Raw genomic sequence first — 19667 nt, 5'->3', positions numbered from 1 at the left:
TCGTCCTGGCGCCCGGGGTCTGTGCGCCAAGTCTTGTGGTGATGTCGCGGCCCAACCGGGCCCAGGCATCAGCCATCCGCAAGGCGACGGGGGCAATAGTGCATCGCTCCCCGGGGAGAGCTCGGCATAAGCCGTAAACCCACTGCGCAGGGAAGGCCGGTTGTTAGGCTTCACCTGTATGCCGCTGTGCAGCTTCTTCGCCACCTTTCGCACAGTGGACCGTGGGTGCCCGGCCGGCACCCGGTCTTCCCTGCGCCCTCTGACAAAGGAGGGTGATGTGACCAGGCAAAGCTCGGGCGAGATGAGCCGCGAGGATGCGAAGGTGTGTCTACTTGCTGCGCGATTGCTTTGCTGCGCTCGCAATGACGCCGAGGCCGCCGCAGGCGCAATACCATCGCCGTCACCCTGAGGTGCGCGCTCTGCGGCGCGATAGCGTCGCGGAGCAAGCCTCGAAGGGCGACGGCCCGGCTGCATCCGGGCCGTTCATCCTTCGAGGCCTCCGCTACGCTCCGGCACCTCAGGATGACGGAGCGGATATCTCGATCAAAGCAAGAGCAAGTCCTACCGGCATCCCCACGATTGTGGCGAGATCGCATCGGATCAACAAAAAAATCCTCTGTCGACGGTTGCGCGCCGCACCTTGATGAATCAACCTCGGTTGGTCCATAAGCGGCGTCCCGCGGCCGGATTTCGGTCTGTGTCGCGTGCTTGGAATATAGAGGAAATCTCGCGTGGCAAATATCAACCAGAAAATTGCGCAGGAGCTTGGGGTTCGGGCGGAGCAGGTCGAGGCGGCGGTGACGCTGCTCGACGGCGGCGCCACGGTTCCCTTCATCGCGCGCTACCGCAAGGAAGCGACCGGTGCGCTCGACGACGCGCAATTGCGGACCCTGGAGGAACGCCTGGTTTACCTGCGGGAGCTGGAAGACCGCCGCAAGGCGATCCTCGAATCAGTCCGCGAGCAGGGCAAGCTCGATGCCGCGCTGGAGGCCTCGATCATGGCTGCCGACAGCAAGGCGCGCCTCGAAGACATCTACCTCCCGTTCAAGCCGAAGCGCCGCACCAAGGCCGAGATCGCCAAGGAAGCCGGCCTCGAGCCGCTCGCCAACCAGCTCATCGCCGAGCCCGGCAACGATCCCAAGGTCGTCGCCGAGGGCTTCATCAACGCCGAGAAGGGTGTTGCCGACGCCGTCGCGGCGCTCGACGGCGCCCGCGCCATCCTGGTCGAACGCTTCGACGAGGACGCCGATTTGATCGGCGCGCTGCGCGAGGACATGTGGACCAATGCGCGCATGGCCTCCAAGGTGCGCGACGGCAAGAAGACCGAGGGCGAGAAGTTTGCCGACTATTTTGAGTTCTCCGAGCCGCTGACGAAACTGCCTTCGCACCGCATCCTCGCGATGTTCCGCGGCGAGAAGGAAGAGATCCTCGACCTGCAGATCCAGGCCGAAGCCGAGGCGCCGCCGGCCGGAGTCCCGGGCGCCTATGAATTGAAGATCATGAAGCGCTTCGGCATCGCCGACCTCAAGCGCGCCGGCGACCGCTGGCTGATCGACACCGTGCGCTGGGCCTGGCGCACCAAGATCCAGGTGCATCTCAACATCGATCTGCGCATGCGGCTGTGGAATGCGGCCGAGACCGAGGCCGTGCGCGTGTTCGCCTCGAACCTGCGCGACCTCTTGCTCGCCGCGCCCGCCGGCACCCGCGCCACCATGGGCCTCGATCCGGGCTACCGCACCGGCGTCAAGGTCGCGGTGACCGACGCGACCGGCAAGGTGGTCGATACCGCCGTGATCTATCCGCACGAGCCGCAGCGGCAGTGGAACGAGGCGCTCGCGATCCTCGGCAAGCTTGCGATCAAGCACCGCGTCGAGCTGATCGCGATCGGCAACGGCACCGCCTCGCGCGAGACCGACAAGCTCGCGGGCGAGCTGGTCAAGGGCCTGGCCGAGCTGAAGATGAACAAGATCGTGGTGTCGGAAGCCGGCGCGTCGGTCTATTCGGCCTCGGCCTACGCCTCGGAGGAGCTGCCGGGTCTCGACGTCACCCTGCGCGGCGCGGTCTCGATCGCGCGGCGACTGCAGGATCCGCTCGCCGAGCTGGTCAAGATCGAGCCCAAGGCGATCGGCGTCGGCCAGTATCAGCACGATCTCGGCCAGGCCAAGCTCGCAAAGTCGCTCGATGCCGTGGTCGAAGACTGCGTGAACGCGGTCGGCGTCGACGTCAACACTGCTTCTGCGCCGCTTCTGGCCCGCGTGTCCGGTGTCGGCTCGGGCCTTGCCCAGAGCATCGTGGCGCACCGCGACGCCAACGGTCCGTTCAAGTCGCGCAAGGCGCTCAAGGAGGTGCCGCGGCTCGGGCCGAAGGCGTTCGAGCAGTGCGCCGGCTTCCTGCGCATCCTCGGCGGCGAGGACCCGCTCGACGCCTCCGGCGTCCATCCCGAAGCCTATCCGGTGGTGCGGCGCATCCTCGAGGCGACCAAGAGCGACATCAAGGCGCTGATCGGCAGCAGCGAGATCGTGCGTACGCTGAAGCCGAAGGATTTCGTCGACGAGACCTTCGGTCTGCCGACCGTCACCGACATTCTGCGCGAGCTTGAAAAGCCCGGCCGTGATCCGCGTCCGGCGTTCAAGGCCGCGGTGTTCAAGGAAGGTGTCGAGGAGATCAAGCATCTCCAGAAGGGTATGATCCTCGAGGGCACCGTGACCAACGTCGCAGCCTTCGGAGCTTTCGTCGACATCGGCGTCCACCAGGACGGCCTCGTGCACATCTCCGCGATGTCCAGGAACTACATCAAGGATCCGCGCGAGGTGGTGAAGCCCGGCGACATCGTCAAGGTGAAGGTGCTGGACTTCGAGGTCGCCCGCAAGCGCATCTCGCTGACGCTGCGCCTCGACGACGAGGTCGGCGCCAAGAAGGACGCCCCCGGCATGCAGCGCGACAACGGTTCGCGCAACCCCGCCCGCATGACCTCCTCGGCCCCGCGCAAGCAGGAGTCGTCCGGCGGCGGCGGCGCGCTCGCCGAAGCGATGCGCCGCGCCGCGGAGAAGAACAACGGCAAGCGGGCGTAAGCTTCCAACCTCTCCCCGCACTTTGCGGGGAGAGGTTAACTGCGCGACGTACGGAGAGCTCCATCCACGTCGTCATTGCGAGCGAAGCGAAGCAATCCAGAATCCCTCCACCGAAGCGGTCTGGATTGCTTCGTCGCAAGGGCTCCTCGCAATGACGGGGAGGGAGCGGGGGCCTCTCCCTAACTTCCGCGTCAGAATCTGGCGCCTTTGTAAGTTGAAGCGGCCTGTCGCTTCCTTTCATCTGGTCCTCCTCGCGCGGCATGGAGACTGCCGCGCTGTACGGAGGATGCTTCGATGAACAACAGGCTTCTCAAAGGCCTCACCGCGGCAGCGCTCGCAGCGATGGTGGCGGTCGCTTCACCGGTGCTGGCGCGTGGCGGCGGTGGCGGTGGTGGCGGCCACGGCGGTGGCGGCTTCGGTGGTGGCGGGCACGGCGGCTTCGGTGGCGGTGGCTTCGGCGGCGGACATTTCGGTGGCGGCGGCGGGCATTTCGGCGGCGGGATGCACGCGGGCGGCTTCGGTGGCATGCGTGGCGGCGGCTTCGGCGGTGCCCGTTTTGCCGCTGTCGGCCCGGCCTTCGGCGGCGCTCGCTTCGCCCATGTCGGGGGTCCAGCTTTCGGCGGCGCGCGCTTCGCACATGCGGCGATGAGGCCGGGCTTCGCGGGCGCCGGCTGGCACGGCCGCCCCTTCATCGGCCGGCATGCCTTCTTCTTCCGCCACAATCACTTCCGTCGTTTCGCCGTCTTCGGCGCGCCCTTCTACTACGCCAACTACTACGACGATGGTTGCTGGCGCAGGGGCTGGACGTCCTATGGATGGCAATGGGTCAATGTGTGCGGAGACTATTGGTAGTCGCATCGCCGTACCGCACCATTGTCGCGATCGCCATCGGGCAGTTCCGCTCAGCCCCGGAACGGGATAGTCTGATGGCGATCGTCGCGCGGAGTCTTGCATGACTGGAGGTCACCGCCGCATTCTGGTCGTCGAGGACGATCCGGAAACCGCAGGCCAGCTCGCCGAGGAGTTGACGACCTCCGGCTACGAGGTCGATCTCGCAGCCACGGGACGCGAGGCCCTGAGTCAGGGCGTCGCCCGCGATTATGCCGTGATCACCATCGACCGCATGCTGCCCGACATCGACGGCATCACCGTGATGCGCCAGTTGCGCGACGACGGCATCGCCGCGCCCTTCCTGATCATCTCCGCGCTCGGCGAAGTCGACGACCGCGTCCGCGGCCTGCGCGCCGGCGGCGACGATTATCTCGTCAAGCCGTTCTCCTTCGTCGAGCTGCTGGCCCGTCTCGAAGCCTTGGGCCGCCGCAGTGAAACCGTCGCCAAGGAGACGGTCCTGCGGGTGGGCGATCTCGCCGTCGACCTGATCACACGCAGCGCCTCCCGCCACGGCCGCAAGATTCCGCTGCTGCCGCGCGAATTCCAGCTGCTCGAATATCTCGTCCGCAACGAGGGCCGCGTCGTCTCGCGCGCGATGCTGCTCCAGCATGTCTGGGACCTGCATTTCGATCCCTCCACCAACATCATCGACGTCTATGTCGGCCGCGTCCGCCGCAAGGTCGACGATGCCCAGGCCTATCCGCTGATCCACACCATCCGCGGCATCGGATATTGTCTCCGTGCTCCTGGCTAAGACGCTCCGCTCCTCGACCTTCCGTCTGGCGCTGATCGCGATCGCGACGTTCGGGCTGATCGTCGCAGCGATCATGACCTATGTCTATTTGGGCACGCTCGCCTATGTGCGGAGCCGCGTCGGCGACGTCGGAGATCACAGCGGTTTCACCGCGATGATCGAGCTCGCGATGGTCTCAGTCGCCGTGCTGCTGGCCGTGCTCGCCGGGCTCGCAGCCGTGCTGGTGACGCGGCGCACGGTCGGGCGGATCGAGGAGATCAACGCCACCAGCCGCGCCATCATGCTGTCCGGCCTCGACCGGCGCATTCCCTTGCGCGGCAGCCACGACGAGTGGGACCGCGTCGCCGAGAACCTCAACCAGATGCTGGACCGCATCGAGACGCTGATGGGCGAGGTCAAGCAGGTCAGCGACAACGTCGCCCACGATCTGCGCACGCCGCTGACGCGGATGCGCGGCCGACTGGAGAAGGCCTATCATGTTCCGCGCAACAGCGAGGCCGATGCTGCGCTGATCGGCGACACCATCGCCGATCTCGACGCCGTGCTCGGCATGTTCGCTTCCATCACGCGGATCTCGGAGATCGAGACCCGCGCCCGCCGCAGCGCCTTTCGCGGCCTCGATCTCGCCGAGATCGCCGGCGAGGTGGTCGAGCTCTACGATGCCGCCGCTGAGCAGGTCGAGACCCGTCTCAGTCTCGGCGGCGACCGCGAGGTCGCGATCACCGGCGACCGCGACCTGCTGTTCGATGCCGTCGCCAATCTCGTCGACAACGCGATCAAGCACGGCCGCAAGGGCGGGCAGGTGACGGTGATTTGCCGCAGCGCCGATCGCGGCGCCGACATCGCGATCAGCGACGACGGTCCGGGCATTCCCAATGAGGAGCGCGATCACGTGTTCAAGCGCTTCTACCGGCTCGAGCAGAGTCGCTACACGCCCGGCAACGGCCTCGGGCTCAGCCTCGTCGCCGCGGTCGCGCGCCTGCATGGCGCCGAGATTGCGCTGCACGACAATGCGCCGGGCCTCACGGTCCGGCTCAGCTTCCCGGCAAAATCATAGCTCGATCACGCCGCGGCGCGCCGCATGCGCCACTGCATCAGTGCGCCCGGTCGCATCCAGCTTGTCGAGCAGCGAGCCGACGTGGAATTTCACGGTGTGCACGGAGATGTTGAGCTGCCGCGCGATCATCTTGTTGGAGGCGCCCTCCGCCATCAGCGCCAGCACGTCGAGCTCGCGCTGCGTCAGTGCGATGTCCTCCGGCATGGCGCGCGGATCGCGGGTCACGATGGTCGCATTGGCGGTCTCGCCCGGCGCGGCAAGGCGAAGCCCCGCGACACTGCCGAGCAGCGTCGCGAGGCGGTCGGCGAGGGCGGGATCGTCAATCTCGAGCGACAGCACGATCTCCGGCATGGCGTCCGCGCTCACGCCTCGGGCCTCTCGCCGATCGTGACCTTGAAGCTGGCCGGCTCGCCGCCGCGGTGAACCGCGACATCGACGACCGTTCCGACGCTCGCAGGTCCCAGCGTCCGTGCCAGCGCGCGCACGCCCGAGAGCTTCTGGTCGTTGACCGCCACGATCACGTCGCCCTGGCGGATGCCGGCCGCGGCGGCCGGCCCTGCCTTGTCGACATTCATCACCATCGCGCCGATGCCGTCGTCGAGCCGGATCGGCTGGAGGCCGAGGCCGAGATAGCCGCGCGCGATGCGGCCGCGCGCCTCGAGCTGCGGCGCGACGCGCTCGATCGTCGCCGTTGGAATGACGAGGACGCGCCGCGGGCCGAGCACGGCCATGCCGAAAGCTTCGCCCGACGCATTGAGCGCAAGCCCGCCCTCCTGGCTGGGACGCAGGCGAACGTCGAGCCCGATCCGCGCATCGATCTCGCCGCCGCGCAGAGAGCGCCAGGCCTTGCCGGATGCCGACACCATCCCGAGCGCGGCGCTCGCGGCATCGCGATTGGTGGCGACCACGACCGACAATGAGCCGACGGGAGGGACCGTCGCGGCGAGCTTGATCGGCGTGAGGTTGGCCTCAGTGCGCAGCAGCGCGATATCGGTGGTGTGGTCGCGGCCCGCGATCGTGGCGGCGACGGCGCTGCCGTCGGCAAGCATGATCTGGACGTCGCCCTCGTCGGCCAGCGCCTCGTCGGCGGTGATGATCAGGCCCGGCTTCCAGACGAAGCCGGTCGAGCGGGCGCGATGTGAATGCACGGAAACGATTGATGGCGCCGTGCCGGCCACGACGTCCGCGAGCGCGGACGACAGCGAGGTGAGAGGGGTGAGGTCGGGCATGGGAAGCTCCTGTAAGCTTCCCCCAATCTGGGATGTCGCGGCCGATTGCGAAACTGGCCGGGTGGGCAGGAAAGGGGCAAGAAAAGGTCACGACGCCGCTTCCCGTAAGACCACGGCCGACGAACATGTGATTGGGAGCCGCTCACGGGAACGTGTAGCAATCCCGAAATTACGCCGCCCGGCCTCAAATCGTTTCCGCGAGCCCCGACCGATGACCATCGACCTCACCCGCCGCACCCTGCTTCAACTCGCCGGCGCCAGTTCGCTTGCTGTGGCAGCGGCTGCCGCTGCACGCGCCGAGGGCAATCCGCAGGGCGGCGGACCGACCTATGCCAGCCGCACGCCGATGCGGGTCGGCATGGTGACGCTGCGGGTGAAGAACCTCGACAAGGTCGCCGATTATTACCGCGACGTGATCGGGCTCGCCGTGATGGAGCGCTCGGCGACCGCCGCAAGGCTCGGCACCGCCGGCATCGCGCTGCTCGTGCTGGAAGCCCGCCCCGATGCTGCGATCGAGCAGCGCACTGCCGCCGGCCTCTACCACACCGCCTTCCTGATGCCGACCCGCAAGGATCTCGCGCGCTGGCTGGTGCATGCCGCCTCGCATCGCGTGCCGCTGTCGGGCTTTGCCGATCATCTCGTCAGTGAGTCCGTCTATCTCGACGACCCCGAAGGCAACGGCATCGAGGTCTATGCCGACCGCGATCCCTCGCAATGGCAGTGGAGCGAGGGCAGCGTGAAGATGGCGACCGATGAGCTCAACATTCCCGACCTGTTGTCGCTCACCAATCCGCGCGTTCCCGACTACGCCAAGGCGCCCGACGGACTGCGCATCGGCCATATGCATCTGCGTGTCGGCGACCTCGCGGAAGCCCAGAAATTCTATCACGGCACAATCGGTCTCGACCCGACCCGCAGCCGCAACGGGGCCGCGTTCCTGTCGTCGGGCCGCTATCACCATCACCTCGGCATGAACGTCTGGCAGAGCCAGGGCGCCGGCACGCGCGACGATCAGGCGACGGGTCTCGCCTGGTTCTCGCTGGTGATGGCGAAGCAGGAATTGCTCGCCGCCCAGGAGGAGCGCCTGCGCAAGGGCGGGGCGAAGGTCACGGCGCTGGCGGATGGCCTCGAGGCGATCGATCCCTGGGGCACGCGGGTGCGCCTGCTCAAGGTGTGAGTCGCTTGTAGAGACGAGGGGCGTCAGCCTGCCTGACGTTCCAGGACCGTGTCCTCGTCCGACCATGCGCAGCGGCCGCCTCCGGCGCGCTTCGCTGTATAGAGCGCACGGTCGACGCGTTCGAGCAGTTGCGAGGCGTTGGCTGCGGCTGCGGCATCGGCGCTGACGAGAATGCCTGCGCTGGCGCCGATGCGGACCGCAATGTCCGTCAGCAAAAACGGCATCGAGAGATCGCGAATGGCCTGGCGCGCCAGTGCAAGCGCTTCCTCGCGGCCGTCATCGCCGGCGGCCACCTGTTTGAGCATCATGAATTCATCGCCGCCGAAGCGTGCGGCGATGCCGCCATTGCCGATGCAGAACGACAATCGCTCCGCGACTTGGCGCAACAGATCGTCGCCGGCATGATGGCCGTGACGGTCATTGACCGGCTTGAAGCCGTCGAGGTCGATGGCGATGATGGCGAAGTCGTCACGCGTCTCCGCCAGCGCCTGGAAGAACGCGGCGCGGTTCGGCAATCCCGTGAGGAAGTCGTGGGTCGCCTGTCGCGCCAGCCGGTGTTTTGCTTCGAGGCGCTCGACGAAGGCGGCGCTGAGATGCTTCGAGGCTTCGCGCAGGGTCAGCCAGAAGAACACCAGCATGATCGCGCCGATCTTGTAGGCGAATTCGGGCCGGAGCAGGCCGCCGACGATGGTCGGAATCAACAGGATGGCGGCAGTGTTGAGGATGATCCACGGGCGGATCGCGGCGCGCGAGACCATGCCGACGCAGAACGACATCGAGAGCCCGAACGCGATCCAGGCACCGGGCGCGTCGTCGATCTCGAGCGCGCGGTAGGACAGCATGCCGAGTGCGAGGCCGAAGGCGGACGCGCCGGCGCCGTAGAGCCGCTCCCAGCGGATCACGTCGGCATCGGAGAAGTGCGCCGCGCGCGACTTGTAGCGAAACAGGGAATAGATGCGGGCGGCCGCCGTGATGAAGATGAAGACCGAGATCACGGCGTAGCCGGTATCGCCGCTTATGATTGCCAGCGCCGCGGCTCCCGTCACCGACGTGACGCCGATCGCGCACACCTGCGGCAGAGATGTGTACAGGAGGTCGACGAGCTCGCGCCTGATGCGCGGATCGGGATGCAGATACCTGGACAACATTGTGAGAGGCATGCGGGCACCATCACCACCACTCCCTAACAAGGCGTAGGGGATGGGCGCGACATGATGGCTGGCACGTAACGTCCTTAAGGAGTGGTCAATGCCGCAGCGCCGGCCGCGTCGCGGTGCCGAGCGCGTTGTCCCAGCGGTAGGAATAGCCGACGCCGATGATGTAATCCGGTGAGTTCCGGTTGAGGCCGAAGGCCAGATGGACATCGAGTTGCTCGGTCCGGCTGAGGAGATAGCCGCCACCGATATTGATGAGTGCAGTGCCCGCGCCGCGCGAGGGATAATCGCCGCCATATTCGGCGAACAGCGCCAGCTTCTCGGTGACCTTGCGCTCGATCACGAAGGTTGCCTCGCTGGTCTGGCGGTTGCCGAAATCCGATGGTCGGAAGAAGCTCGTGAACATGCCGCTGATGCCCCAGCCATTGCCGAGCTCGTAGGACCAGGGCACTTGCAGATAAGGCTGGAACCCGGCACCCGTGACCGCAGGCGTTCCGGTCGGCAAGCCGATGCCGAACGCCAGCGAAAGGTTCGCCGGCTCAGGCAGGCCGCTGACCTGCCATTTCACGCCGGGCGTGACGTTGGTGAAACCGGTATCGACCGTGCCTGTCAGCCGCCCGACATAGCTCGGCACATCCACCAGCACTTCCAGGCAGGGCGCGACACCGAAACGGATACGGCTGTTGCTGCCGTCAAAGCCCTTGCCGGCGCTCTGGCCGGACGTGTTGAAGCCGTTCTCGCTCTGGATGCTGCCTGTGGGCACGACGAGGCTGGAATTGGTCACGTCGGGCCGATCGGTCGCGATCTCCGATTGCGGTGTCGGACATTCACCGGCGTGAGCTCGGCCCGCGAACAGCGCGGCCGCGAGAAAACCGGCACGACGCAACCAGACCCGCCCACGCGGCAGGACAATTCCCAAAACCACCATTGCGCTCGTCGCAGGCCGTTCGCTTGCTGGCACCAATGCCCCGTGATAGCTGGATCGCACGCCTGCCGAACAAGACTCGAGCTCCCCGGAATTTATTCCCGCCATGTCCGAATTCCACGGTGTCTTCCCCTATCTCGTCTCGCCCGTCGATGCCGACGGCACGGTGCGCACGAACGTGCTCGCGAAGCTCTGCGACGACCTGATCGGCGCCGGCGTGCACGGGCTGACGCCGCTCGGTTCGACCGGCGAGTTCGCCTATCTCAATGCCGCGCAGCGGACGGCGATCGTGCGGACGACCATCGAAGCCGCGAAGGGCCGCGTGCCGGTCGTGGCCGGCGTTGCCTCCACCTCGACGGCGGATGCGGTGGCGCAGGCGAAGGCGTATCAGAAGTTCGGGGCCAACGGCATCCTCGCGATCCTGGAGGCGTATTTCCCGCTCAGTGATGCCCAGGTCGAATCCTATTTCCGCAGCATTGCGGACGCCGTGGACATTCCCGTCGTCATCTACACCAATCCGCAATTCCAGCGTTCCGATCTCACGCTCGACGTCATCGCGCGGCTCGCCGAGCATCCGCGCATCGGCTACATCAAGGACGCCTCGACCAACACCGGCCGGCTGCTCTCGATCATGAATCGCTGCGGCGATTCCTTGCGCGTGTTCTCGGCCTCCGCCCACATCCCGGCCGCGGTGATGCTGATCGGCGGGCTCGGCTGGATGGCGGGCCCGGCCTGCATCATCCCGCGCCAGAGCGTTGAGCTCTACGATCTCGGCAAGGCCGGCCGCTGGGACGAGGCCATGGCGCTCCAGCGCCGGCTGTGGCGCATCAACGAGGCCTTTGCCCGCTTCAACCTCGCCGCCTGCATCAAGGCGGGCCTTGCGATCCAGGGCTATGACGTCGGCGATCCCGTCCCGCCGCAGGACCCGCTGACGGCCGATGCGCGCAAGGTCGTGGAAGCGGCGCTGAGGGAGCTGGCTTAAGCCCATCCGTAGTCGTCATGGCCGGGCCTGTCCCGGCCATCCACGCCCTACTGCAGGACACGAAGAACGTGGATGCCCGGGACAAGCCCGGGCATGACGAAATGGTGGATATCCCGTCCAAAACCGCGGCTGGTATGCCCCTGATCGTTCCGCTAAAAGGCTGCCCGAAGTTTAAGACTTAAGGGACCCAGCGGAATGAACATCCTTCCCGGCAATTTGCGTTTCGGAGCGGGGCAGCCCGTCAAGCGTTTGGAAGACCAGCGGCTGCTCACCGGGAAGGGGCAATTCATCGACGACAAGCCGCAGGACGGCGCGCTGTGGTTGCACGTGCTGCGCTCGCCGCACGCCCACGCCAAGATCGTCTCGATCGACAGCAGCGCGGCGGCATCGATGCCCGGCGTGACCGCGATCTACACCGGCGCTGACCTCATCAAGGACGACATCGGCACCATCCCGACCCTGAGCATCTTCAGGCGCCCCGATGGCAAGCCGATGACGGTGCCGCCGCGTCGCCTGCTCGCCCATGAGGTCGTGCGGTACACCGGCGAAGCGGTGGCTGCGGTGGTGGCGTCCTCGCGTGCGGAAGCCCAGAGCGCGGCCGAAGCGATCGTGGTCGAATATGACGTGCAGCCCGCGGTGGTTGACCCGGTCGAGGCCGTCAAGCCCGGCGCGCCCGTGGTGTGGCCGGAGGCGCCCGACAACATCGTCGGCGCGATGAGCTATGGCGATGCCGCCAAGGTGGACGAGGTCTTCGCCAAGGCCGCGCACACCGTCGAGCTCGACCTCGTCAGCCAGCGCCTCGTGCCCTCCGCGATGGAGCCGCGCTCGACCATTGCCGAGATCGACAAGAAGACCGGACGTCTGCTGCTTCATGTGCAGTCGCAGACCCCGGCCTCGACCCGCGACGTGCTCGCGGAAGCCGTGCTCAAGCGCCCCAAGGACAGCGTCCGCGTGCTGGTCGGCGACATCGGCGGCGGCTTCGGCCAGAAGACCAATCTCTATCCGGAAGACGGCATCGTCGCCTATGCCGCGACCAAGCTGAGCAAGAAGATCCGCTGGCGCGGCGACCGCACCGACGAGTTCGTCGGCGGCACCCATGGCCGCGATCTGACCTCGACCGCCTCCTTCGCGCTCGACGAAAAGGGCAAGGTGCTGGCCTATCGTGTCACCTCGATCGGCTGCACCGGCGCGTACTCGTCAGGTGCGGCGAACATCATTCCGCTGGTGCTCGGGCCGTTCGTGCAGACCGGCGTCTATGACCTCCCGCTGGTGCATTTCGAGATCAAGTCGGTGATGACCCACACCGCGCCGGTCGGCGCCTATCGCGGCGCGGGCCGTCCCGAGGCCGTTTTCATCGTCGAGCGCCTGTTCGACGCCGCCGCGCGAAAAATCGGCATGGATCCGCGCGCGATCCGGAAAGCCAACTACATCAAGCCGGCGCAGTTGCCCTACACCAATGCGGCGGGCCAGGTTTACGATTCCGGCGCCTTCGCCCATATGCTCGACCGCGCCGTGAAGCTCGCGGATTGGGACGGCTTTGCCGCGCGTAAGAAGGCGGCGAAGAAGAAGGGCCTGCTCTACGGTCGCGGCCTCACCTCCTACATCGAATGGACCGGCGGCCGCGCCCACACCGAGAAGGTCAGCCTGCATGCGACCTCGCAGGGCCGCGTCATCCTGCATTCCGGCACCATGGCGATGGGGCAGGGGCTGCAGACCACCTACACGCAGATGATCTCCGACACGCTCGGTATCCCCATGGACAAGATCGACGTCGTCCAGGGCGACACTGATCTCGCCATGGGCTTCGGCAGCGTCGGCTCGCGCTCGCTGTTCGTCGGCGGCACCGCGGTCGCTGTCTCCTCCAACGATCTGATCCAGAAGGCGCGCGAGAAGGCTGCGAACGTGCTGGAGACCTCGGTCGAGGACATCGAGTACCAGGGCGGCATGCTGACCGTGGTCGGCACCGACCGCCGCATCAGCCTGTTCGACATCGCCGAGAAGGAGAGCGGCGCCCAGCTCAGCGTCGATTCCGAAGGTGAAGTGGACGGTCCGAGCTGGCCGAACGGCACGCATATCTGCGAGGTCGAGATCGATCCCGAGACCGGCGTCTCCAAGGTCGTGCGCTACACGACCGTTGACGACGTCGGCGTCGCCGTGAACCCGATGCTGGTCACGGGCCAGATCCATGGCGGCGTCGCGCAGGGCATCGGCCAGGCGCTGTACGAAGGCGTGTCCTACGACGCCGACGGCCAGCTCCTCACCGCGAGCTACCAGGACTACTGCATCCCGCGCGCCGACGACGTTCCATCGATCGAGGTGACGCTGGACGATTCCGCGCCCTGCCGCACCAATCCGCTCGGCGCCAAGGGCTGCGGCGAATCCGGCGCCATCGGTGGCCCGCCCTGCGTCACCAACGGCGTGATGGACGCGCTCGCCGAGCTCGGCATCACCCAGCTCAACACCCCCCTGACGCCGCAGAAGATCTGGAAGGCGATCAAGGACGCGAAGGTGGCGGGTTAAAGCTTTCAGCTATTGCAACGGCGTCATTGCGAGCGCAGCGAAGCAATCCAGAGTCCCTCCGCGGGAGCAGTCTGGATTGCTTCGTCGCAAGGGCTCCTCGCAATCACGGGCGAGAGAGCTAAATCCCCAGCATCATCTTCGCAATGATATCGCGCTGGATCTCCGACGTGCCGCCGAAGATCGTGTACGCCCGGCCGTTGAGATATTCCGGCACCACCGTCAGCATGTCCTCCGGCAGCGCCGGCTCGTGGTTGAGCTTGTAGAGCGGGCGCATCGGCTCGACGGCAAGCGCATCGTGGCCGATCACGTCGACACCTAGCCGCGTCACGGCCTGCCGGATCTCGCTGTTGCGCAGCTTCAGGATCGACGACACCGCGCCGGGATTTTGCCCGGTCTGCAGCGCCGAGAGCACGCGCAGCTCGGTCATCTCAAGCGCGTCGATATCGATTTCGACCTCCGAGATGCGTGTCGCGATATCAGGGCTGTCGATGGCGCGGCCGGTCAGGTCGGACTCGGCCAGCTCTGCAATCGCCTTCAATCCCTCGCGCAGCTTCGCTGATGCGATGCCGGAGCCGCGCTCGAACTCGAGCAGATATTTGCCGTAGGTCCAGCCCTTGCCTTCCTCGCCGACGCGGTTGGCCACGGGCACGCGCACGTCGTCGAAGAACACCTGGTTGACCTCGTGGTCGCCGCCGATGGTGAGAATGGGGCGCGTCGTGATGCCCGGCGTCTTCATGTCGATCAGGATGAAACTGATTCCGTCCTGCTGCCGCGGCCCGTCGCTGGTGCGCACCAGCGCGAACATGCGGTTGGCGTGGTGCGCGTGCGTCGTCCAGATCTTGGTGCCGTTGATGATGTAGTCGTCGCCATCGCGCACCGCGCGCGTCTTCAACGAGGACAGATCGGAGCCCGAGCCGGGCTCGGAATAGCCCTGGCACCAATAGTCCTCGCCGGAGAGAATCCGCGGCAGGTAGAAATTTTTCTGCTCCGGCGAACCGAAGCCGATAATGACGGGCCCGACCATCTTCACGCCCATCACGTTCACATTGGGCACGCCGGCCCGTGCGCTCTCGGTCTCGAAGATCCAGCGCTGCGCCGGCGTCCAGTCGGGGCCGCCATATTCGACCGGCCAGCCCGGCGCGCCCCAGCCCTGCCGATGCAGCGCGCGCTGCCAGGCCATGCCGATCGGAGGATCGGAGAACACCGACGGGGTCAGCGCCGTCGCGCGCTTCATCTCCTCGGTGAGATTTTTCGCGATGAATCCGCGCACCTCGTCCTGGAAGGCGCGCTCCTCGGCATTGAACGAGAGGTCCATGATGCGCTCCCTGTGTCAGGTGGGTTGGGTGGTGCGGCCGAGCTGGGCGTGGCGGCCATAATGATGCGCGCTGCCGCCGAACAGCGTGTCGAAGGCGACCAGCCGCTTGAAATAGGCGCCGACCTCGAGCTCCTCGGTGACGCCCATGCCGCCGTGGAGCTGGATCGACTGCTCGCCGACGAAGCGCGCGCATTTGCCGATCTTGGCTTTCGCACCCGACGCGGCCCGCGCCCGCTCGACCGGCGTGCTGTCTGCTTTCAGCGCGGCGCGCAGCGCCATCGAGCGGGACTCGTCGACCTGCATCGCCATGTCGGCGAGGCGGTGGCGGATTACCTGGTTGGCCGAGAGCGGCCGGCCGAATTGCTTGCGGATCTTGGTGTACTCAAGCGTGGTGTCGAGCAGCGTCTGCATGATGCCGACGGCTTCCGCCCCGAGCGCGGCCATCGCGCGATCGACGGCCCATTTGATCACGGGCAGAGTATCGCTGCCGTCACCGAGCAGCGAATCCTCCGGCAGCTCCACGCCCGACAGCTCGATATTGCAGGCCCGTCCGCCGCCGAGTCGCTCATAATCGCTGATGGCGACGCTCGGCGTCTTCGCCGGCACCACGAACAGACCGATCCGCCCCGATGGCCCCTGGTGATCATGGATATGCGCGGACACGATGAGTTCGTCGGCGGCATGGCCGTCGAGCACCGCGATCTTGCTGCCGGACAGGCGCCAGCCCTGCGCCGTCTTGTGAGCGGTGGTCGCGACCTTGGCGAGGTCGAACCGCGCCGCGCGCTCGGAATGCGCAAAGGCGAGCTTGAGCGATCCATCCGCGACCTTCGGCAGCCGCGCCTGCTTCTGCGCGGTGCTGCCGCATGTCTCGATCAGCGCAGCCCCGAGCACCACGGTCGCGATATACGGCTCGGAGACCAACCCGCGGCCAAAGGCCTCCATCAGGATGCCGATCTCGACCGCGCCGCCACCAAGCCCATCGAATTCCTCCGCGATCGGCAGCGCCAGCCAGCCGAGCTCGGCGAACTGCTTCCACACCGCGGGGCTGAAGCCGAGCGGATCGTTCGCCATCTTGCGGCGGTGATCGGCGTCGTAGCTTTCGGCCACGAAGCGTTCCGCGCTCTCGCGCAGCAGCCGTTGCTCGTCACTGAGATTGAGGTCCATGCATTTACTCCGCGGCCGCCGGCGGCTTGCGCACGGAGGGATGCAGGCCCGATGGATCGACCACCATGCCGAACTCCTGAAGATTATGGGCGTGACAAAGCTGGTGCAGCGCAAAGGCCTGGTCGATCGCGGCGGGCTGGCCCATCACGTCGACCGAGCGGTTCACCGCCTCCTTGGTCAGCTTCAGCGCGAAGGAGGGCTTTGACGCGATCCGCTGCGCCAGCTCCAGCACGCGCGCTGATAATTCCGCGCGCGGCACCACCTGGTTGACCATGCCGAGCTGATGCGCCTCCTCGGCGCTCCAGCTGTCGGCGGTGAACAGAAACTCCTTGGCCTTGCGCGGGCCGAGCTCCCAGGGATGCACGAACCATTCGACGCCGCAGACGCCCATCGTCACCACGGGGTCGCAGAACTGCGCATCGTCGCTGGCGACGATGAGGTCGCAGGCCCAGGCCAGCATCAAGCCGCCGGCGATGCACCTGCCGTGCACCTCGGCAATCGTGGGCTTGGCGAGATTGCGCCAGCGCCGCGTGATCTGGAGATAGATCTCCTGCTCGCGCGCGAAGCGGCCGTGCGCGTTCGGTTCGGCAAAGCCGCCCCAATTTCCTACCGGCGGAAAATCCGTGCCTGCGCTATTTTTGCCGCCGGGACGCAAATCATGGCCCGAGGAGAAGTGCGGACCGTTGCCGGCGAGGATGATGACCTTGACGGCGTCGTCCTGAACCGCTTCGTCGAAGGCGGCGTTGAGGTCGTAGGTCATCTGCAGGTTTTGCGCGTTGCGCGCCTCGGGCCGGTTCATCGCGATCCTAGCGATCGCCGGCTCCGGCCGCTCCACGAGGATGGTCTCGAACGAGGACATCGCGTTCCCCCTAGCGTTTCCAATTCGTCTTGTTGTTGCGTCGAGTTGACTATGTCGGCCGGTGATAGGCAAGAGGCTTGCGTCAGCCGGCTGCTTTTTGCGCCGCTGGCGCAAGACATCTGGCGCCCCGCGTGTGCAATCTGATAGTTTGCGCCAGATTCCACCGGGAGAAATTTGATGCGCAAGATCCTGACCGTGCTGGCAGCGCTGGCCTCGCTCAGCCTGACCAATTGCGGCTACAACGCGATCCAGAGCGAGGATGAGCAGATCAAGGCCAACTGGTCCGAGGTGGTGAACCAGTATCAGCGCCGCGCCGATCTCGTGCCCAACCTCGTCAATTCGGTGAAGGGCTTTGCGCAGCAGGAGAAGGACGTTCTGCTCGGCGTCACCAATGCGCGCGCCAAGGTCGGCAGCATCCAGGCAACGCCCGAGGTGCTGAACGATCCCGCGGCCTTCCAGAAATTCCAGGCCGCCCAGGGCGAGCTGTCCAGCGCGCTGTCGCGCCTCCTCGTGGTCACGGAGAATTATCCGCAGCTCAAGTCGGATGCGCTGTTCAAAGACCTGATGTCGCAGCTCGAAGGCACCGAGAACCGTATCGGTGTTGCGCGCAACCGCTACATCAAGGCGGTGCAGGACTATAACGTCACCGTCCGCTCGTTCCCGAGCAATCTCACCGCGATGGTGTTCGGCTACAAGGAGAAGCCGAATTTTACGGTCGAGAACGAGAAGGAGATCTCGACGGCGCCGAAGGTCGATTTCAACCCGGCGCCCGCGCCGTCGAAGTAAGCGCGTTCGCCTCCCATGCGCGCCCCACCCACCGCCGTCATTCCCCGCGAAGGCGGGGAATCCAGTACGCCGCGGCTTCTCCGTATCCCGCTGGCGTCTCTGGAATACTGGATCGCCCGGTCAAGCCGGGCGATGACAGCGAGGTTGTGGTTCGTTGTCGCGCTCTTCCTTGCTTTCGTCGCCCCCGCCTTCGCGGACGTCGCGGTCCCGCAGCTCACCGGCCGCGTCGTCGACCAGACTGGCACGCTCTCCAGCAGCGACATCGCTACGCTCACGCAAAAGCTTCGTGACCTCGAGACGCGCAAGGGCAGCCAGGTTACGGTCCTGATCGTGCCGACCACGCAGCCGGAGACGATCGAGCAGTTCTCGATCCGCGTTGCAGACGCCTGGAAGATCGGCCGCAAGAAGGTCGACGACGGCGCGATCCTCATCGTCGCCAAGAACGACCGGCATCTGCGTATCGAGGTGGGCTACGGCCTCGAAGGCGCGCTCACCGATGTCACCTCGCGGCGGATCATCGACGAGATCATCACGCCGAAATTCAGGACGGGCGATTTTGATGGCGGTATCTCGGACGGCGTCGATCGCATGATCCGCGTCATCGACGGCGAGCCGCTGCCGGTTCCTTCATCCACCGTAAATTTCGGCAATCTGGACGATCTCGCGCCGCTGTTCATCGTCACGCTGTTCGCCTCCATCGGCGTCGGCGGATTCTTCCGCGCCATGCTGGGGCGGCTGGTCGGATCATTGGCGACCGGCGGCATCATCGCAGTGCTCAGCTGGATCATTCTCGGCTCCTTTGCGCTGGCGCTGGCGCTTGGTGCCGTCGGCTTCATCATCGGGTTCATCGCCGATCTGTTTTCGGCAATGACGCCGAGCACGGGATCGTCACGCCGCGGCTCGTGGTCGAGCGGCTCGTCGGGAGGCGGCTGGAGCAGCGGATCGTCGTCGAGCGACAGCGGCAGCTTCAGCGGCGGCGGTGGCAGTTTCGGCGGCGGCGGCGCCTCGGGGAGCTGGTAGCGGTCATGAGCATCAAGCGCATTGCCAGACATCTCGTGCAGCATCATTGGCGCGCCAAGCAGGTCTTTCCGCCGGCCGTGCTCGGCCGCATCGAGCAGGCGATCAGGCAGGGCGAGGCCACCCATTCCGGCCAGGTCCGCTTCGTCGTCGAAGGCGCGCTCGACGGCCGTCCGCTGTTCCGCAACCAGCCGGCGCGCGAGCGGGCGCTCGACGTGTTCTCGCATCTGCGGATCTGGGACACAGCGCACAACAACGGCGTCCTGATCTATCTCCTGCTCGCCGACCGCGACGTCGAGATCATCGCCGACCGCGGCATCGACGCCAAGGTGGGGCCTGCGGGCTGGGAGACCATCTGCCGCGCCATGGAGGCCGAGTTCAGGTCGGGCCGGTTCGAGCACGGTGTGACGAGCGGCATTGCCGCGGTGTCGCGCGAGCTGGCACGGCACTTCCCGCCGACCGGCCCGCATCCGAACGAGCTGCCGGATGCGCCGGTGGTGATGTAGTCCGCCGCTCTAGCCGTCGTCATTGCGAGCGCAGCGAAGCAATCCAGACTGCCCGCCGCGGAGACACTCTGGATTGCTTCGTCGCTTCGCTCCTCGCAATGACGATGTGGGGGCAGCGGGCCTAACTCTCTCACCGTCATCCTCTTATGTCCCAAGTCAAGGGGGGAGGCATGAGGAAGGGTTGTCTCCCGGACGTCCGAAAGAAGTGTGAGTGGGATGATCGTGCAAGGGTGGAAGCAGAACCCTGAGACGTCGGTCAA

General features: G+C 66.2%; 17 protein-coding genes. 10 read left to right on the top strand and 7 right to left on the bottom strand.

Annotated features, from left to right (window positions below; genetic code table 11):
- Positions 1-731 precede the first annotated feature (731 nt).
- From RAD16_RS28520 to RAD16_RS28505, 4 genes are all read left to right on the top strand, one after another.
- The gene (locus tag RAD16_RS28520) at positions 732-3071 is read left to right on the top strand and encodes a Tex family protein (RefSeq protein WP_458161154.1); all 2340 of its coding nucleotides are present in this window, start codon (positions 732-734) and stop codon (positions 3069-3071) included.
- Positions 3072-3365: 294 nt separating this feature from the next.
- The gene (locus RAD16_RS28515; protein ID WP_458161153.1) at positions 3366-3923 is read left to right on the top strand and encodes a hypothetical protein; all 558 of its coding nucleotides are present in this window, start codon (positions 3366-3368) and stop codon (positions 3921-3923) included.
- Positions 3924-4023: 100 nt separating this feature from the next.
- Positions 4024-4716 carry a response regulator transcription factor gene (locus tag RAD16_RS28510; protein ID WP_458161152.1) on the top strand — a complete coding sequence of 231 codons (693 nt, stop codon included), beginning with the start codon at positions 4024-4026 and terminating at the stop codon, positions 4714-4716.
- Positions 4703-5773, top strand: coding sequence for a sensor histidine kinase (locus RAD16_RS28505; RefSeq protein WP_458161151.1), 1071 nt, complete (start codon positions 4703-4705; stop codon positions 5771-5773). The genes RAD16_RS28510 and RAD16_RS28505 overlap by 14 nt, the downstream gene beginning before the upstream one ends.
- Here the strand turns inward: RAD16_RS28505 and RAD16_RS28500 are convergent.
- A complete protein-coding gene (locus RAD16_RS28500; protein WP_458161150.1) occupies positions 5768-6139 on the bottom strand; it encodes a response regulator transcription factor in 372 nt (123 codons plus the stop codon). The genes RAD16_RS28505 and RAD16_RS28500 overlap by 6 nt on opposite strands.
- A complete protein-coding gene (locus tag RAD16_RS28495; RefSeq protein ID WP_458161149.1) occupies positions 6136-7002 on the bottom strand; it encodes a S1C family serine protease in 867 nt (288 codons plus the stop codon). The genes RAD16_RS28500 and RAD16_RS28495 overlap by 4 nt, the downstream gene beginning before the upstream one ends.
- 211 nt (positions 7003-7213) lie before the next feature.
- Here RAD16_RS28495 and RAD16_RS28490 point away from each other — a divergent pair, with 211 nt between their 5' ends.
- Complete coding sequence (locus RAD16_RS28490; protein ID WP_458161148.1) at positions 7214-8179, top strand: VOC family protein; 966 nt, start codon at positions 7214-7216, stop codon at positions 8177-8179.
- Positions 8180-8202: 23 nt separating this feature from the next.
- Here RAD16_RS28490 and RAD16_RS28485 read toward each other — a convergent pair whose 3' ends face one another.
- Positions 8203-9339, bottom strand: coding sequence for a diguanylate cyclase domain-containing protein (locus RAD16_RS28485; RefSeq protein ID WP_458161147.1), 1137 nt, complete (start codon positions 9337-9339; stop codon positions 8203-8205).
- Between the two features lie 85 nt (positions 9340-9424).
- A complete protein-coding gene (locus RAD16_RS28480; RefSeq protein ID WP_458161146.1) occupies positions 9425-10219 on the bottom strand; it encodes a transporter in 795 nt (264 codons plus the stop codon).
- Positions 10220-10364: 145 nt separating this feature from the next.
- Between RAD16_RS28480 and RAD16_RS28475 the strand changes: the two genes are divergently transcribed.
- The gene (locus RAD16_RS28475) at positions 10365-11240 is read left to right on the top strand and encodes a dihydrodipicolinate synthase family protein (protein WP_458161145.1); all 876 of its coding nucleotides are present in this window, start codon (positions 10365-10367) and stop codon (positions 11238-11240) included.
- A gap of 195 nt (positions 11241-11435) precedes the next feature.
- On the top strand, positions 11436-13760 hold the full coding sequence (locus RAD16_RS28470; protein ID WP_458161144.1) for a xanthine dehydrogenase family protein molybdopterin-binding subunit: 2325 nt from the start codon (positions 11436-11438) through the stop codon (positions 13758-13760).
- Between the two features lie 118 nt (positions 13761-13878).
- On the opposite strand, the gene RAD16_RS28465 is transcribed toward RAD16_RS28470, so the two are convergent.
- Genes RAD16_RS28465 through RAD16_RS28455 form a run of 3 tightly spaced genes read right to left on the bottom strand, consistent with a single transcriptional unit; the run spans position 13879 to position 17098 of the window.
- Complete coding sequence (locus RAD16_RS28465; protein ID WP_458161143.1) at positions 13879-15075, bottom strand: acyl-CoA dehydrogenase family protein; 1197 nt, start codon at positions 15073-15075, stop codon at positions 13879-13881.
- A gap of 15 nt (positions 15076-15090) precedes the next feature.
- Positions 15091-16239 (bottom strand): acyl-CoA dehydrogenase family protein, encoded by a 1149-nt coding sequence (locus RAD16_RS28460; RefSeq protein ID WP_458161142.1) that lies wholly within the window; start codon positions 16237-16239, stop codon positions 15091-15093.
- A 4-nt stretch (positions 16240-16243) separates the two neighbouring features.
- Positions 16244-17098, bottom strand: a complete 855-nt coding sequence (locus tag RAD16_RS28455; RefSeq protein WP_458161141.1) for an enoyl-CoA hydratase — start codon at positions 17096-17098, stop codon at positions 16244-16246.
- Between the two features lie 177 nt (positions 17099-17275).
- On the opposite strand from RAD16_RS28455, the gene RAD16_RS28450 reads away from it, so the two are divergent.
- The 3 genes from RAD16_RS28450 (at position 17276) to RAD16_RS28440 (ending at position 19407) form a co-directional block, all read left to right on the top strand.
- Positions 17276-17884: a LemA family protein gene (locus RAD16_RS28450; RefSeq protein ID WP_458161140.1), complete on the top strand. Its 609-nt coding sequence runs from the start codon at positions 17276-17278 to the stop codon at positions 17882-17884.
- Between the two features lie 132 nt (positions 17885-18016).
- Entirely contained in the window at positions 18017-18904 is an 888-nt protein-coding gene (locus RAD16_RS28445) for a TPM domain-containing protein (RefSeq protein WP_458161139.1), read from the top strand.
- A gap of 5 nt (positions 18905-18909) precedes the next feature.
- Entirely contained in the window at positions 18910-19407 is a 498-nt protein-coding gene (locus RAD16_RS28440; protein WP_458161138.1) for a TPM domain-containing protein, read from the top strand.
- Positions 19408-19667 lie beyond the last annotated feature (260 nt).

It is taken from the genome of Bradyrhizobium sp. 18BD, assembly GCF_054185225.1.
This window is presented reverse-complemented; position numbering and strand designations above follow the sequence as displayed.

What these genes read in the sequence shown, in the direction of transcription:
- RAD16_RS28515 (WP_458161153.1), top strand. Translation starts at nt 3,366, where the DNA reads ATGAACAACAGGCTTCTCAAAGGCCTCACCGCGGCAGCGCTCGCAGCG.
- RAD16_RS28510 (WP_458161152.1), top strand. Translation starts at nt 4,024, where the DNA reads ATGACTGGAGGTCACCGCCGCATTCTGGTCGTCGAGGACGATCCGGAA.
- RAD16_RS28495 (WP_458161149.1), bottom strand. Translation starts at nt 7,002, where the DNA reads ATGCCCGACCTCACCCCTCTCACCTCGCTGTCGTCCGCGCTCGCGGAC.
- RAD16_RS28490 (WP_458161148.1), top strand. Translation starts at nt 7,214, where the DNA reads ATGACCATCGACCTCACCCGCCGCACCCTGCTTCAACTCGCCGGCGCC.
- RAD16_RS28485 (WP_458161147.1), bottom strand. Translation starts at nt 9,339, where the DNA reads ATGCCTCTCACAATGTTGTCCAGGTATCTGCATCCCGATCCGCGCATC.
- RAD16_RS28475 (WP_458161145.1), top strand. Translation starts at nt 10,365, where the DNA reads ATGTCCGAATTCCACGGTGTCTTCCCCTATCTCGTCTCGCCCGTCGAT.
- RAD16_RS28470 (WP_458161144.1), top strand. Translation starts at nt 11,436, where the DNA reads ATGAACATCCTTCCCGGCAATTTGCGTTTCGGAGCGGGGCAGCCCGTC.
- RAD16_RS28465 (WP_458161143.1), bottom strand. Translation starts at nt 15,075, where the DNA reads ATGGACCTCTCGTTCAATGCCGAGGAGCGCGCCTTCCAGGACGAGGTG.
- RAD16_RS28460 (WP_458161142.1), bottom strand. Translation starts at nt 16,239, where the DNA reads ATGGACCTCAATCTCAGTGACGAGCAACGGCTGCTGCGCGAGAGCGCG.
- RAD16_RS28455 (WP_458161141.1), bottom strand. Translation starts at nt 17,098, where the DNA reads ATGTCCTCGTTCGAGACCATCCTCGTGGAGCGGCCGGAGCCGGCGATC.
- RAD16_RS28450 (WP_458161140.1), top strand. Translation starts at nt 17,276, where the DNA reads ATGCGCAAGATCCTGACCGTGCTGGCAGCGCTGGCCTCGCTCAGCCTG.
- RAD16_RS28445 (WP_458161139.1), top strand. Translation starts at nt 18,017, where the DNA reads ATGACAGCGAGGTTGTGGTTCGTTGTCGCGCTCTTCCTTGCTTTCGTC.
- RAD16_RS28440 (WP_458161138.1), top strand. Translation starts at nt 18,910, where the DNA reads ATGAGCATCAAGCGCATTGCCAGACATCTCGTGCAGCATCATTGGCGC.